This window comes from Rathayibacter sp. PhB179, from assembly GCF_004345345.1.
Lineage (GTDB): Bacteria > Actinomycetota > Actinomycetes > Actinomycetales > Microbacteriaceae > Rathayibacter > Rathayibacter festucae.
The window spans coordinates 417429-432056 of the sequence record NZ_SLVD01000002.1; the positions used below are offsets into that span (position 1 = coordinate 417429).

Below are 14628 nucleotides of genomic sequence, written 5' to 3' on the forward strand. Positions count from 1 at the left end.
GGGACACGGGGGCGGTCGCGCTCAGCCCGCGCGCCCGCTACCCTGCGGTGCCGGCGGCCCGGGTCAGTGCCGGCGGCCGGCTCCGGTGCGGCGGGCGGCGCGGTGCCGGCGGATGCTGCGGACCACCAGAAGCAGCACGACCACGCCGATCGCGCCGTAGATGATCGCGTCGAGCACGCCCGCGTACTGGTCGACCAGCTCGTACTGGGTGCCGAGCGCCGCGCCGAGGCCGATCAGCAGGCCGTTCCAGACGCCGGAGCCGAGGATCGTCAGCCCCGAGAACAGCAGCAGGTTCATCCGCTCGGCACCCGCGGGCAGCGAGATCAGACTCCGGACTCCGGGGATGAGCCGGCCGAAGAGGACCGCCCAGGTGCCGTGGCGGCGGAACCAGCCGACGGCCTTCTCGAAGTCCTCGCGGTCGACCAGGGGCAGCCTGGACAGCAGGCGGATCGAGCGCTCGGTGCCGATGCGGTAGCCGAGCCAGTAGAGGATCAGGCCGCCGAGGTAGGCGCCGAGGGTCGCGGTGATCACGACGAGCACCAGGTTCATCCGCCCCTGCTGGGCCAGGAAGCCCGCCAGCGGCAGCACCAGCTCGCTCGGGATCGGCGGGAAGACCGTCTCGATCAGCGTCAGCAGACCGACCCCGGCCTCGCCCAGTGCCGCGATCACGCGGGCGGCGACGCCGACGAGACCGGAGAGCTCGTCGATGCTGTCGGTGGAGGAGGCCGCCGTCACGGAGGCAGGGGCGAGGGCGAGGGTCGCGATCGTCATGACTGAGAAGCTACTCAGTCCCAGGGCTCCGCACCTGGGAGATCGGGGTCGGCGCCGGACCCCGCGTCAGGGGCTGCCCGTGCCGGGGCGAGACCCGCGTCAGGGGCTGCCGGTGAGGACGACCTGCTCGGAGCCCTGCAGGCGCACCTCGACCGAGGCGATCTCGGCCAGCGGCAGACCGGTCGAGAGGCTCGGCTCCACCGTCGAGCCGGGCGTGCTCGTCCACGAGCCGATCGGCTCCGTGGAGCCGGCCGTGTCGGTCACGTACATCACGTAGCCGACGGACGCCGCACCCCCGGTCGCCGCGCCGCTCTCCTCCCAGCTGCAGTCCATGTCGATCCGCGTGCCCCACGCCTCCGGAACGAAGCGGACCGACGCCTCGACCGGGACGCCGGGCGCCGCGGCGAGAGCCACCGTGTTCTCGACCACCGTGGGCGGGGTGCCGACCACGAGCGGGAGGGCGATCGCGGCGGCCGCGGAGACCCCGGCGGCGGCGAGCACGAGGCCGGCGATGCGGAAGCGGGTGCGGCGGCGGAGCGCGTCGGTCGCCCGGGCGAGGTGCGCGAGCAGGGCGGGCGGGGCGGACTCCTCGACGCGCTGCTCCGTCTCGAGCAGCGCGAGCGCGTCCTCCTGCGGCAGGTGCGCGAGCAGGCCGGGGATCGCGACGAACTCGCCCAGCGCCTCGCGGCAGCCGGGGCAGACCCGCAGGTGCTGCTCGTAGGCGCGGCGGTCGGCGGGCGAGAGCGCGCCGAGGAGGTACGCCGCGTCCCAGTCGCGGAAGGCGTCGTCGCGGGAGGCGTCGTCGCTCTGCTGCTCGGTGCTCACGGTTCGGTCACGCCTTTCTCCTGGAGGGCGAGCTTCAGCGCCCGCATCCCGTAGTGCATCCGCGACTTCACCGTTCCGGGCGCGATGCCCAGCAGCTCGGCGATCTCGCCGACCGTGCGCCCGCCGTAGTAGGCGTGCACGATCACCGCGCGGTGGTCGTGGCTGAGGGTGCCCAGCGCCTCCGAGAGCAGCCAGGCGTCGAGCACCTGGTCGGTGCGGTCGCCGTGCGCGCGCTCGGGCACCTCGTCGGTCCCGAACTCGCGGTTGTGCCGGGCGCTGCGGCGGTCGTCGATGACGATGTTGCGGGCGACGGTGTAGAGCCAGGAGCGGGCCGCGGCCTCGCCCTGGGCCAGGATCTCCGGGTGCTTCCAGGCGCGCAGCAGCGCCTCCTGCACCACGTCCTCCGCCAGCTGGCGGTCGCCCGTGAGCCGGAGGACGAACCGCCACAGCGCCGCCGAGTGCTCGTCGTGCAGGGCACGCAGCATCTCGGCCTGATCCTCGGACATCTCCACCTCTCCTCCTTCAACGTAGAGGGGCGGCGTCCGGTTCACCCGCGGCCCCGGTTCGCGCCGGGCGCCGCACTCTGGTACTCCGGAGCGGTGACCTTCCCCGATGCCGCCGACGCCGCCCGCGTCCGCACCTTCCTCCGCGACCAGCGCGCGCGCATCCTCGACGACGTCCGCCACCTCGTGATGATGGAGAGCCCGAGCGACTCCCTCGAGGCGCTCGACGAGCTGCACGCCTTCCTCGTGCACTGGGTCGGCGAGCGGCTCGGGCACGCGGGCGAGCTCGAGCACCTCCGCGAGCAGGACTGCCCGAGCGCGTCGAGCTGGACCTTCCCGGGCAGCGCCCCGGGGCGCGGACCGCGCGGGTCCCGCCCGTTCGTGGCGCTGGTGGGGCACTACGACACCGTCTGGCCACTCGGCACGACCCGCGGCTGGCCGTTCGCGATCGACGGCGACCGCCTGAGCGGCCCGGGCAGCTACGACATGAAGGTGGGCCTGGTGCAGATGGTCTGGCTGGTGCTGGCGCTGCGGCACGCCCGACTCGCGCACCCGGCCGTGCGGCTGGTGATGAACGGCGACGAGGAGGTGGGCAGCCTCACCTCGCGCAGCTTCCTCGAGCACCAGAGCCGCGGGGCGGAGGCGGCGCTCGTCTTCGAGGGGGCGATCGGCACCGCGGTGAAGACCGCGCGCAAGGGCATCGGCAACTTCGTCGTCGACGTCGTCGGAGTCGAGGCGCACGCGGGTGTCGAGCCCGAGAAGGGGGCCAGCGCGATCCACGAGCTCGGCGCGCTGATCCCGCGCGTGCTCGGGATCGCTCGGCCGGAGGCGGGCACGACCGTCAACATCGGCGTGGTCAAGGGCGGCAGCCGGGTGAACGTGACGACCGCGAAGGCGCGGCTCGAGCTCGAGGTGCGGATCCGCGGCGCGGCCGAGGCGGCGCGGGTGGAGGCCGAGATGAACGCGCTCGAGGCGTCGGACCCGCGGATCCGGATCGAGGTCCGCGGCTCGTGGCAGCGGCCCGTCTTCGAGCGGACGGCCGCCGTCGGCGCTCTCTACCGCCGGGCCGAGCGGGTGGCCAAGACGATGGACCTGCCGCTGACCGAGACGGCGGTGGGCGGCGCCAGCGACGGCAATCTGATCGCCGCGCTCGGGATCCCCGTGCTCGACGGACTCGGCGCCCCTGGCGAGGGCGCGCACGCCCGGGGAGAATCGGTGAGCATCGAGGGGATGCTCGAGCGGACCGCGCTCGCGGCGCTGCTGGTGGCGAGCTTCGCCGCGGAGGGAGACTGAGATGGTCCTGTACGAGTCGCGCCCGGTCGGCGTCGTGATCGATGCGCCGGCGGACGAGGTGTACTCCTTCGTCGTCGATCCCTCGAACCTGTCGCTCTGGGCGGCGGGGCTGGCGCAGGCCTCCGTCGAGGAGGTGGACGGCCACTGGTTCGCCGACTCGCCGATGGGCCGGGTCGAGATCGTCTTCGCGCCGCGGAACCCCTACGGCGTGGCGGATCACCGGGTGATCACCGAGGGCGGCCGGGTCTTCGACAACCCGCTCCGGATCCTCGCCAACGGCGACGGCGCCGAGGTCGCCTTCACCGTCCGCCGGTACGACGGGATGACGATGGAGCAGTGGGACGAGGACTGCGACCGGGTCGCGGCGGACCTCGAGACGCTGCGGGGGCTGCTGGAGCGCGCGGAGGACTGAGCGGGCGGGGCCGCGGGTCTCCTCCCCAGGAGCGGACCTCGCGGAGTCGTCCACCGGTCTTCCGGCCCGCCGCTATCGGGCGCCGATCCTGCACTACATTCGACAGGATCCGGCGTTCGCCCGGGCCTTCCGCGCGACAACGAGGGATGTCATGACCTCTCCCGAACCGACCACCCGCCCCGCCGGCGGCATCGAGCTCAACGGTCTCGACACCATCCAGGAGTCGGAGCGGCACGGCCGCCCCCGCGACCTGTTCTGGCCGTGGTTCGCGGCCAACGTCTCGGTGCTGGGGCTGAGCTACGGCTCGTTCCTGCTCGGCTTCGGCCTGTCCTTCTGGCAGGCGACCGCGGTCGCCGTGATCGGGATCGTCGTCTCCTTCCTCTTCTGCGGCTTCGTCGCGGTCGCGGGCAAGCGCGGCTCGGCCCCCACGATGGTGCTCAGCCGCGCCTCCTTCGGCGTCGACGGCAACCGCCTGATCGCGGTGATCTCCTGGCTGCTCACGGTGGGCTGGGAGACGGTGCTCGCCTCGCTCGCCGTTCTCGCGACGGCGACCGTCTTCGAGGAGTTCGGCTGGGACGGCGGCGTGCTGACCAAGGTCGTCGCGCTCATCGTCGTCGCGGCGCTGATCGTCATCGCCGGGATCGCCGGCTTCCGGCTGATCATGCGGCTCCAGCTCGCGATCACGATCGCGACCGCCGTGCTGACCGTGGTCTACGTCGTGCTCGTGCTCGACCGCATCGACCTCGCCGCCGTCGGCAGTCTGCCCTCGGGCTCGGCCGGAGCCGTGATCGGCGGACTCGTCTTCATGATGACCGGCTTCGGGCTGGGCTGGGTGAACGCGGCGGCCGACTACTCGCGCTACCTCCCGCGCACCGCCGGCACCGCCGGGGTCATCGGCTGGACCACGATCGGCGGCGCCGTCGCGCCCGTCGTGCTCGTGGTCGTCGGGCTGCTGCTCGCCGCCTCCTCGACGGAGCTGTCCGACGCGATCGCGGCCGACCCGATCGGCGCGCTCGCGAGCATCCTGCCGACCTGGTTCCTGCTCCCCTTCATCGTGGTGGCCCTGCTGGGGCTCATCGGCGGCGCGGTGATGGACATCTACTCCTCGGGTCTCGCGCTGCTCAGCACCGGCCTCAAGGTGTCCCGGCCGGTGGCCGCCGGCATCGACGGCGTGCTGATGGTGCTCGGCGCGATCTACGTCGTCTTCGTCGCGGGCGACTTCCTCGGCCCGTTCCAGGGCTTCCTCATCACCCTCGGCGTGCCGATCGCGGGCTGGCTGGGTGTGTTCCTGGCCGACCTGATCCTCCGCCGCCGCGACTACGACCAGGAGGCGCTCTACACCTCGCGAGGCCGCTACGGCAGCGTCTCGATCGCGCCGGTGCTGCTCGTGGTGATCGGCGCCGTGATCGGCTGGGGCCTCGTCGTCAACTACTCCCCCGGCTTCGAGTGGGAGGGCTACCTGCTCGGCCCGATCGGCGGGCGCGACGGCGAATGGGCCGGGGCGAACCTCGGCGTGCTGGTCGCCCTCGTGATCGGCTTCGCCGGCACGCTCGTCCTCTCGCGCTCCGCAGTGCGGCGCCAGGAGGCCGACGCGTGAGCCTGCTCGTCGCGATCGACCTGCAGCACGTCTTCGCCGACGCGTCCTCGCCGTGGGCGTCGAAGGAGTTCGACCGCGCGGCGGAGGGGACGACCCGGCTGCTCCCGCACTTCGGCGAGCGGGTGGTCACCACCCGCTTCGTCGCTCCGGCCGAGCCCCGCGGCGCCTGGATCCCCTACTACCGGGACTGGCCGTTCGCGCTCGTGCCGGACGAGGATCCGCTCTACGCGCTGGTCCCCGGTTTCGAGGGGCACCGCACGATCACCGCGCCGACGTTCGGCAAGTGGGGCGCCGAGCTCGAGGCGCTGCTCGACGACTCCCGCTCGATGGTGCTGACCGGGGTCTCGACCGACTGCTGCGTGCTGTCGACGGCGCTCGCCGCGGCCGACGCCGGCGTCCAGGTGCGCGTGGTGACCGACGCCTGCGCGGGTGCCTCCGAGGCCGACCACGCCCGCGCGCTCGACGCGATGGCGCTGTACGCACCGCTGATCGTGCTGACCACGGTGGACGAGGTGCTGGCCGAGCTCGACGCCTGACGGCGCGGGAGGTCTCGCGGCGGCACCGCGCGGACCGGCATGATGGCGGGATGTCCCCCACCGACGACCGCGACCGCGCGGCACCCCGCATCCTGGTCATCGGCGAAGCCCTGATCGACATCGTCGAGCGCGACGGCGAGAGCACCGAGCACGTGGGCGGCTCGCCCGCGAACGTCGCGCTCACCCTCGCTCGCCTCGGCCGCGAGGCGACCCTCGTCACCGACATCGCCGACGACGAGCGCGGCCGGCGCATCGCCGAGCACCTGGGCGCCTCCGGCGTGACCGTGCTGCACGGCGACGCCGAGCGCACCTCGACCGCCCGGGCCCGCCTGCAGGAGGACGGCTCCGCCGAGTACGACTTCGATCTCTCCTGGAACCCGCCGGCCGCCGATCCCTCGAGCGCGACCCACGTGCACACCGGCTCGATCGCGGTCTACCTCGAGCCGGGAGGCTCCGCGATCGTCGAACTGCTCGAGGCACTGCCGGCCGGTGTCACCGCGAGCGTGGACGCGAACATCCGCCCCGCGCTCGTCGGCGAGCACAGCGACGCGCTGGCCCGCTTCGAGCGGGTCGCCGCGGCCTGCGAGATCGTCAAGCTCAGCGACGAGGACGCGGAGTGGCTCTACCCGACGATGCAGCTCGACGAGGTGCTGACCCGCCTGCTCGAGCTGGGCGCGCAGCTCGCCGTCGTGACCCGCGGCGGCGAGGGCCTGCTCCTCGCCTCCTCCGTCGCCCGGGCCACGGTCCCCGCCGCCCGCATCGTCGTCGCCGACACCATCGGCGCGGGCGACTCCGCCATGGGCGCGATCCTCGACGAGGCCTTCCGCCAGGGCCTCGGCGCCCCGAACGGCCTGCTCCTCGACGAGCCGTCCCTGCGCGCGATCGGCCACTGGGCCGCCCGCGTCGCCGGCATCACCACCTCCCGCTCCGGCGCGAACCCCCCGACCCGCGCGGAGCTGTAGGGGGCGCGCCGGGCCGCCGGGCCCGGGCTCACGTCGTCGCACGACACCGCTCCCTGCATCCTCGAACACTTCGGTGCCGGACGAGGCCTTTGGCGTACGATTTCGCCATGTCCCTCCACCGGTTGAGCGAGAGCGCCAAGGCGTCGCGCATCGTGAGACCGTCTGGGACGTCGTCCCAGCGTCGCGCCGCCGCATCCGCTGCGAGCGGGCGCATCGTCGCGCGAGCGGCGGCGTCGGGGCGACTCGCTGTTTCCGAGGGCAGGAACGCGGCGACGGACGCGGCTCGCGGCCGCAGGGCCGAGTAGGTGCCTGCAGGTCGACCGGCGCTCCCTCGCAACGTGTACTCGTACGAGGATCCCGCGCTCGTTCTTCCCGCTGAGGTCGCGCTGGACACGTCCTTCGTGGTGAACGTCCTGGTGACCACCGAGCCCCTTCATGCCGCGAGTCTCGGCTTCATGCTGGATCTGGTGGAGAACAACTCCACGGTCTTCTACAACCGGCTGCTGGAGCTGGAGCTGGCCGAGATCGCGTTCAAGATCGCCGTCAAGGAGCAGCACGGAGCGAAGGCGTGGCCTCGACTTCGCGCCGACGGCCGAGTCCGCCGTCGTGCCGGTCGGCTCTGCAAGGAGCTCTTCGACGCCTGGGGTGACCTGCTGACGACGGTGCCCCATCTCCGGGTCGAGCTCGACGAGGTCGCCGACCTCGTCCTGACGACCATGACCGCCTACGGCTTGGCGTCGTACGACGCCGCTCATGCCGCCACTGCCGCCTACGTCGGCGCGAACGGATTGGTCGCGAACGACGCGGGTTTCGGTCACGTCGATGCAGCGGAACTGGCTCTCTACGTCGATGCCTCCCGCGTGCGGTCGTGTCGGCGCCGCCGCGGCGGTCGTTGAAGCGGTTGAACCGCTTCGCGTCTCGATGATGAGGCAGAGGACGCGGCGGCGGCCCTCCATGCTGGTCGAGTGGCCTCGCAGGGGCGTATCGAGACCCGCCGTCCTCAGCAGGGCGGGTCTGCAGACTCGTCCTTCTGACGCCGGTGGATCTCGATACGCCCGCTCCGCGGGCTACTCGATCAGCATGCGGGGACGATCAGAAGAAGGTGGCGGCATTCATGCTGGTCGAGTAGCCGCCGCAGGCGGCGTATCGAGACCCGTCCCTGCCGGTCGCGTGGATCTCGATACGCCCGCTGCGCGGGCTACTCGATCAGCATGTGGTCGCCCGCCGCGCGGGCTACTCGATCAGCATGGGCATGCCCGTTCCGCGGACTGCCCGATCAGCATGGCGATCCCCGCTCCGCGGGCTGGGCGATCAGCGGGGGCGGCCGTTGCAGCGGGATCGTCGCCGGGTCGATACTGGGGCCCTCCTCGACAGGAAGGCGCCGTCATGTCCACGAGTCTCAGCCCCTACATCGGCTTCCGCGACAACGCTCGCGAGGCGATGGAGTTCTACCACTCGGTCTTCGGCGGGGAGCTGCAGTCCAGCACCTTCGCGGACTTCCATGCGAGCGAGGATCCGGCCGAGCAGGACCTGATCATGCACTCGCAGCTGGTCACGCCGAACGGGCTGATCCTGATGGCGTCCGACACTCCGGGCTCGATGACGTTCGAGGAGGGCGCCCGGATCACCGTCGCGCTCTTCGGCGACGACGACGCCGAGCTCGGCGGCTACTGGGAGGGGCTCGCCGCCGGCGGCTCGGTCCAGGAGCCGCTGACCACGTCGCCCTGGGGCGACCGCTTCGGGATGCTGACGGACCGGTTCGGCGTGCACTGGATGGTCAACATCTCCGCCGCGTCCGCCTGAGCGTCCCGATCGCCGCCCGCGCGGGCGCAGAATGGAGGGACCGCCCGGTGTCCGGAGCGGTCCCCTCCCTCTGACGAAGGCGGCACTATGACGATCACGCTCGGGTACAAGGCATCGGCGGAGCAGTTCGGGGCGCGCGAGCTCGTGGAGCTGGCCGTCGGCGCCGAGCGGCACGGCTTCGAGAGCGCGGTGGTCTCCGACCACTTCCAGCCCTGGCGCCACACCGGCGGCCACGCGCCGTTCTCGCTCGCCTGGCTCGCGGCGGCCGGCGAGCGCACCTCGACCATCCGGCTCGGCACCTCGGTGATGACGCCGCACTACCGCTACAACCCCGCCGTCATCGCGCAGGCGTTCGGCACGCTCGGCGTGCTCTACCCGGACCGCATCATGCTCGGCGTGGGCACCGGCGAGGCGCTGAACGAGGTCGCCACCGGCTACCAGGGCGCGGGCGAGCAGAGCTGGCCCGACTTCAAGGAGCGCTTCGCCCGGCTGCGCGAGGCCGTGCGCCTCATGCGCGCCCTCTGGGCCGGGGACCGCGTCTCCTTCGACGGCGAGTACTACTCCACCCACGAGGCGTCCATCTACGACAAGCCGGAGAACGGCGTCCCGGTCTACATCGCCGCGGGCGGACCCGTCGTCGCCAAGTACGCCGGCCGCGCGGGCGACGGCTTCATCTGCACCTCCGGCAAGGGCATGGAGCTCTACACCGAGAAGCTTCTCCCCGCGGTCGAGGAGGGCATCGCGGCGGGCGGACGCGACTCCGCCGCACTCGACCGGATGATCGAGATTAAGCTCTCCTACGACCCCGACCCGGCGCTCGCGCTCGAGAACACGCGCTTCTGGGCACCGCTCTCGCTCACTCCCGAGCAGAAGCACTCGCTGACCGACCCGGTCGACATGGAGCGCGCCGCCGACGAGCTGCCGATCGAGCAGGTCGCCAAGCGCTGGATCGTCGGCTCGGACCCGGACGAGACGGTCGCCCAGATCAAGCCCTACGTCGACGCGGGCTTCAACCACCTCGTGTTCCACGCGCCGGGCGACGACCAGCAGCGCTTCTTCGACGCGTTCGAGCGCGACCTCGCGCCGCGCCTGCGCGCCCTCTGATTCCGTCGCGACCGGGCGGCGCCGTGCCGCCGGCCGTCCGACCCTCCCGTGCCCCGACCCGTCGGCGCCCGCCGACCGACACCTCCGGAAGAGCCGCCTCCGCATGACCGTGCCCACCCTCCTCGCCCGCCTCGCCGAGGGCGAGCCGATCACGCGCGCGAGCGCCGAGGTGCTCCTCGAGGCGCGCGGGGACGACCTCGACGCGGTGCTGCTGGCCGCCGGGCGGCTGCGCGACGAGGGGCTCGCCCGCCGCGGCCGGCCGGGAGTGATCACCTACTCCCGCAAGGTCTTCGTGCCGCTGACCAAGCTCTGCCGCGACCGCTGCCACTACTGCGTGTTCGTCGAGACGCCCGGCGGCCTGGCGCTGAAGCGCGAGTCGACCTTCATGGAGCCGGAGGAGATCCTCGAGGTCGCCCGCGCGGGCGCCGCGCTCGGCTGCAAGGAGGCGCTGTTCACCCTCGGCGACCGCCCGGAGGACCGCTGGCCCGTCGCCCGCGCGTGGCTCGCCGAGCACGGCTACGCCTCGACGCTCGAGTACGTGCGCGCGATGGCGGTGCTGGTGATGACCGAGACCGGCATGGTGACGCACCTCAACCCCGGAGTGATGTCCTGGGCCGAGCTGCAGCGCCTGCGCCCGGTCGCGCCCTCGATGGGGATGATGCTCGAGACGACCGCTGAGCGGCTGTGGTCCGAGAAGGGCGGCGTGCACTACGGCTCGCCCGACAAGGACCCCGCTCTGCGGCTGCGCGTGCTCGACGACGCCGGGCGCAGCCGGATCCCGTTCACCACGGGCGTGCTTCTGGGCATCGGCGAGAACACGGCGGAGCGGGCGGACGCGCTGTTCGCGATCCGCGACTCGCACGCGCTCTGGGGCCACGTGCAGGAGTGCATCGTGCAGAACTTCCGCGCCAAGCCGCGGACCGCGATGCAGAACGAGGTCGACCTCGAGCTGCAGGAGTACGTCGCGAACGTCGCCGTCGCGCGCCTCGTCCTCGGCGCGGACATGACGATCCAGGTGCCGCCGAACCTCACCGACGAGCAGGAGCTCGGGCTCCTCCTCCGCGCCGGGATCGACGACTGGGGCGGGGTCAGCCCGCTGACCGCGGACCACGTGAATCCGGAGCGGCCGTGGCCGAACATCGACGACCTCGCGCGGCTGACCGCCGACTCCGGCTACCGGCTGCACGAGCGCCTCACCGCGCACCCGCGGTACCTGAGCGACGCGGAGACCTGGATCGACCCGCGGGTCGCGCCGTACGTGCTCGCGCTCGCCGACCGGGAGTCGTGGCTGGCCGACGAGGCCGCGCCGATCGTCCCCCGCGCGTACGAGGAGGAGCCGCCGCCCGCACCGCGTCCGGCCGCGCCGACCCTCGCCGCCGTGCTCGAGCGCGCGAGCGCCGACCCGGCCGGTCTCGACGACGCCGACTATCTGGCCCTGCTCGCCGCCGACGGCGACGACCTCGACGCACTGGCCGCCCTCGCCGACGACGTCCGCCGCGCCGCCGTGGGCGACACCGTCACCGTGGTGGCCAACCGCAACATCGACACCGCGCTCTGGGGCGCCGGCGGGCTCACCGTCGAGACCCTGGAGCAGCTCGCCGACGAGGCCGTCGCGCTCGGCGCCACCGAGCTGTGCCTCCAGGGTCCGCTCGCGACGCCGGGCGAGGACCACCTGCTGATCGTGCGCACCCTGCACGCACGGCACCCCTCGCTGCACCTGCACGCGTTCCGGCCGGGCGAGATCCTCGACGCCGCGACGAGCACCGGGCGCACCCCCGCCGAGATGCTGGCCGCGCTGCGCGAGGCGGGCGTCGACTCCGTGCCGGGGACCGCGGCGCGGATCCTCGACGACCGGGTGCGTGCGATCCTGAGCGAGGGCGCGGACCCGAGCGTCGCCGAGTGGCGGGAGTCGGTGACGACCGCGCACCGCGGCGGCCTGAAGTCGACCGCGACCATGGTCTACGGGCACGTCGAGACGCCGCAGCAGCAGATCGACCACCTCCGCGCGCTGGCCGCGATCCAGGACGAGACGGGCGGTTTCACCGAGTTCATCGCGATGCCGTTCGTGCCGGCCGAGGCGCCGGCCGCGGTCGTCGCGCAGACCCGTGGCGGGCCGACCCGGCGCGAGACGCGCGCGGTGCATGCGGTGGCACGGCTGCTCCTGCACGGGCGGATCGAGCACGTGCAGACGGCCTGGACGAAGCTCGGGCTCCAGCTGTCGCAGGAGCTGCTGCGCGGCGGCGCGGACGACCTCGGCGGGCTGCTGCTCGACGGCGCGATGAGCCCGGAGGCGGGCGCCGAGGCGCACCGCTCCCTCGACATCGCGACCGTGGCGCGTCTCACCGGCGAGATCGGCCGGCCCTGGCGTCAGCGCACCACCGACTACGGACAGGTCGCCCCCGAGCGCGCGATGACGGTGCCGGCGCCCGGCAGCGCCCGGACACGACGACTGCGGCTGCCGGTGCGCGAGGCCGGCCGCGTCTCGTGACGCGGTCGTCGGCGTACCTCGAACGGCAGGCCGCGCTGATCCAGGAGTCGACTCTCACGGTGGGTGACGAGACGGTCCGCCTGTACTCCGGTGGTGAGCCGGCGGCGGCTGTCGTCCTGCTCGTGACGGGGCCGGGGCGCGGGGCGCGAGCCGACGGAACGCTGCTGCTGCCGATGCTCGCGCGCCGGCACCGGGTCGGCGCGCTCGAGCTCGCCGACCTCCGGGATCCGCTCGCCGACGCGCCTCGCGCCGTCACCGCCGCGCTCGACCGGCTCGGCGCCGAGCGGGCGGCGGTCGTCGGCGTCTCCCTCGGCGCCTGGGCCGCGATCACCGCCGCCGAGGCGGACCCGCGCGTGGTCGCCCTGGTGCTGGCCGCCGGCTGGCTGCGGCCCACCGAGCGCCTCCTCGCGGTCGCCCGGCTGTGGGAGTCGCTGGCCGGCCTCCCCGACGCCCGCGCGGACCTGGCGCGCGTGATCGGCGTCCGCGCGCTCGCCGACCTCGGACCCGGGCGCGCGACTCCCCTGGCCGCCGACGCCGCGACCGCCGCGCTCCTCGCCGCGGCCGCCCGCGCCGACGCGACCGAGGCCGCGGCCCGCCTGCGCGTCCCCGCGCTCGTCGTCGGCTGCACCGCCGACGCCGTCGTCGGCGTCGAGGGGGCGGAGGCACTGCTCGGGGCGATCGACGACGCCCGCTACGCCGTGATCGACGCGGGCCACTGCGTGCTGGCCGAGCGGCCGGCCGAGCTGCTCGCGCTCGTCGAGCGCTTCGTCGCCGACCCGCACCGCGAACCGGCCGGGTCGACACTCCCCCGGACGATCGTCTGATGGCGACCTCGGTCGACGTCGTCGTGGTCGGCGCGGGCTTCGCGGGCATCGGAGCGGCGGCGCGCCTCGCCCGCCGCGGCGGCGTCTCCTTCGCGGTGCTCGAGCGGGCCGAGCGCGTCGGCGGCACCTGGCGCGACAACCGCTATCCGAACGTCTCCTGCGACATCCCCTCGCACCTCTACTCGTACTCGTTCGCGCCCGAGACGGACTGGTCGGCTTTCTACGCGCCGGGCGCCGAGATCCAGGCCTACCTCGAGCGGGTCGTCGAGCGCGAGCGGCTCGCGCCGCAGCTGCAGCTCGGCACCGACGTCCTCGAGATGACCTTCGACGAGGACATCGAGCGCTGGCGGGTGCGCACCTCGCGCGGCGACTTCGACGCCGCCGTCCTCGTGGTCTGCGCCGGGCGGCTGTCGGAGCCGCGCCTGCCCGACGTCCCGGGGCTGGACCGCTTCGCGGGGCCGGCCTTCCACTCCGCCCGCTGGCGCGACGACGTCATCCTGGACGGGGCTCGCGTCGGGATCGTCGGCTCCGGCGCCTCCGCCGTGCAGATCGTGCCGCACCTCGCGGAGCGCGCGGCCGAGGTCGTGCTGTTCCAGCGCTCGGCGCCGTACGTCGTGCCGCGTCGGAACCGCGCGTACCCGCCGGAGGAGCGCCGCACGCTCGCGCGCGTGCCGGGCGCCGTCGAGCGGCTGCGCTCCGAGCTGTTCTGGCGCGCGGAGCTCGGCTTCGCCGGCCGCGTCGGCGTGCCCGACGCCATCGACCGGCTGCGGGCGGAGGCGCTCGGCCACCTCGCCGCGCAGGTCGCCGACCCGGAGCTGCGCGCGGTCCTCACGCCGGACTACGAGATCGGCTGCAAGCGGGTGCTGCTCTCGGACGACTACTACCCCGCGCTCGCGCAGCCGCACGTGCGCGTCGTTCCGAGCCCGCTGCGCCGGATCGAAGGCTCGGCGGCGATCGGGGGCGACGGTGTCGGCCACGAGGTCGACGCGCTGGTCTTCGCGACCGGCTTCCACGCGACCCGCCCGCCGTTCGCCCGCCGGATCCGCGGCCGCGGCGGCGAGCTGCTGGCCGACCGCTGGGGCGACGGGATGTCGGCGTACGAGTCGACCGCCGTGCACGGCTTCCCGAACCTCTTCGTGATCAACGGCCCGAACGCGAGCCTCGGCCACAACTCCGCGGTGCACATGATCGAGTCGCAGATCGACTACGTCCTCGCCGCGCTCGAGCACCGCGAGACCGCCGGCGTCGAGCTGCTGGAGGTGACCCCGGAGGCCGAGGCCGCCGCGCTCGCACGCCTCGACGCGCTCAGCGCCGACACCGTCTGGACGAACGGCGGCTGCGAGAGCTGGTACGTCGACTCCGCCTCCCGCCGCCTCACCCTGCTCTGGCCCGACTTCGCCTTCGCCTTCCGCGAGGAGCTCGGCCGCTTCGACCCGTCGGCCTACGCGCACTGACCACGCTGACACGAGGTAGATGCGGTAGATGCGGTGCGGACATCATGCTGATCGAG

Annotated in this window: 14 protein-coding genes; 11 read left to right on the forward strand and 3 right to left on the reverse strand. The window is 73.5% G+C overall.

Translation table 11 applies throughout. The features are described from left to right. Positions 1-63: 63 nt before the first annotated feature. The 3 genes from EDF43_RS05655 to EDF43_RS05665 all read right to left on the reverse strand — a co-directional run bounded on the left by EDF43_RS05655 (position 64) and on the right by EDF43_RS05665 (position 2102). The gene (locus EDF43_RS05655; protein ID WP_123735152.1) at positions 64-771 is read right to left on the reverse strand and encodes a DedA family protein; all 708 of its coding nucleotides are present in this window, start codon (positions 769-771) and stop codon (positions 64-66) included. A gap of 99 nt (positions 772-870) precedes the next feature. Beyond that, on the reverse strand, positions 871-1596 hold the full coding sequence (locus tag EDF43_RS05660) for a zf-HC2 domain-containing protein (RefSeq protein WP_123735151.1): 726 nt from the start codon (positions 1594-1596) through the stop codon (positions 871-873). After that, positions 1593-2102 carry a sigma-70 family RNA polymerase sigma factor gene (locus tag EDF43_RS05665; protein WP_132435921.1) on the reverse strand — a complete coding sequence of 170 codons (510 nt, stop codon included), beginning with the start codon at positions 2100-2102 and terminating at the stop codon, positions 1593-1595. Before EDF43_RS05665 ends, EDF43_RS05660 begins: the two co-directional genes overlap by 4 nt. Positions 2103-2195: 93 nt before the next feature. On the opposite strand from EDF43_RS05665, the gene EDF43_RS05670 reads away from it, so the two are divergent. The 11 genes from EDF43_RS05670 to EDF43_RS05720 all read left to right on the forward strand — a co-directional run bounded on the left by EDF43_RS05670 (position 2196) and on the right by EDF43_RS05720 (position 14572). After that, entirely contained in the window at positions 2196-3392 is a 1197-nt protein-coding gene (locus tag EDF43_RS05670) for a M20/M25/M40 family metallo-hydrolase (protein ID WP_207901634.1), read from the forward strand. A gap of 1 nt (position 3393) precedes the next feature. Beyond that, complete coding sequence (locus EDF43_RS05675; RefSeq protein ID WP_132435922.1) at positions 3394-3804, forward strand: SRPBCC family protein; 411 nt, start codon at positions 3394-3396, stop codon at positions 3802-3804. Between the two features lie 151 nt (positions 3805-3955). Next, the gene (locus EDF43_RS05680) at positions 3956-5401 is read left to right on the forward strand and encodes a cytosine permease (RefSeq protein ID WP_132435923.1); all 1446 of its coding nucleotides are present in this window, start codon (positions 3956-3958) and stop codon (positions 5399-5401) included. After that, positions 5398-5937: a cysteine hydrolase gene (locus EDF43_RS05685; protein ID WP_243646236.1), complete on the forward strand. Its 540-nt coding sequence runs from the start codon at positions 5398-5400 to the stop codon at positions 5935-5937. The genes EDF43_RS05680 and EDF43_RS05685 overlap by 4 nt, the downstream gene beginning before the upstream one ends. 50 nt (positions 5938-5987) lie before the next feature. Then, positions 5988-6899, forward strand: a complete 912-nt coding sequence (locus EDF43_RS05690; protein WP_132435925.1) for a carbohydrate kinase — start codon at positions 5988-5990, stop codon at positions 6897-6899. A 338-nt stretch (positions 6900-7237) separates the two neighbouring features. Further along, a complete protein-coding gene (locus tag EDF43_RS05695) occupies positions 7238-7795 on the forward strand; it encodes a PIN domain-containing protein (protein WP_185022452.1) in 558 nt (185 codons plus the stop codon). A gap of 490 nt (positions 7796-8285) precedes the next feature. Continuing rightward, complete coding sequence (locus EDF43_RS05700; RefSeq protein WP_123733845.1) at positions 8286-8702, forward strand: VOC family protein; 417 nt, start codon at positions 8286-8288, stop codon at positions 8700-8702. A gap of 87 nt (positions 8703-8789) precedes the next feature. Beyond that, positions 8790-9806 (forward strand): glucose-6-phosphate dehydrogenase (coenzyme-F420), encoded by a 1017-nt coding sequence (fgd, locus tag EDF43_RS05705; protein WP_123445218.1) that lies wholly within the window; start codon positions 8790-8792, stop codon positions 9804-9806. Positions 9807-9909: 103 nt separating this feature from the next. After that, entirely contained in the window at positions 9910-12294 is a 2385-nt protein-coding gene (cofG, locus tag EDF43_RS05710; protein WP_207901635.1) for a 7,8-didemethyl-8-hydroxy-5-deazariboflavin synthase CofG, read from the forward strand. 59 nt (positions 12295-12353) lie between these two features. Beyond that, the gene (locus tag EDF43_RS05715; protein ID WP_132435926.1) at positions 12354-13118 is read left to right on the forward strand and encodes an alpha/beta hydrolase; all 765 of its coding nucleotides are present in this window, start codon (positions 12354-12356) and stop codon (positions 13116-13118) included. Then, a complete protein-coding gene (locus EDF43_RS05720) occupies positions 13118-14572 on the forward strand; it encodes an NAD(P)/FAD-dependent oxidoreductase (protein WP_132435927.1) in 1455 nt (484 codons plus the stop codon). Before EDF43_RS05715 ends, EDF43_RS05720 begins: the two co-directional genes overlap by 1 nt. The last annotated feature ends 56 nt before the right edge of the window (positions 14573-14628 follow it).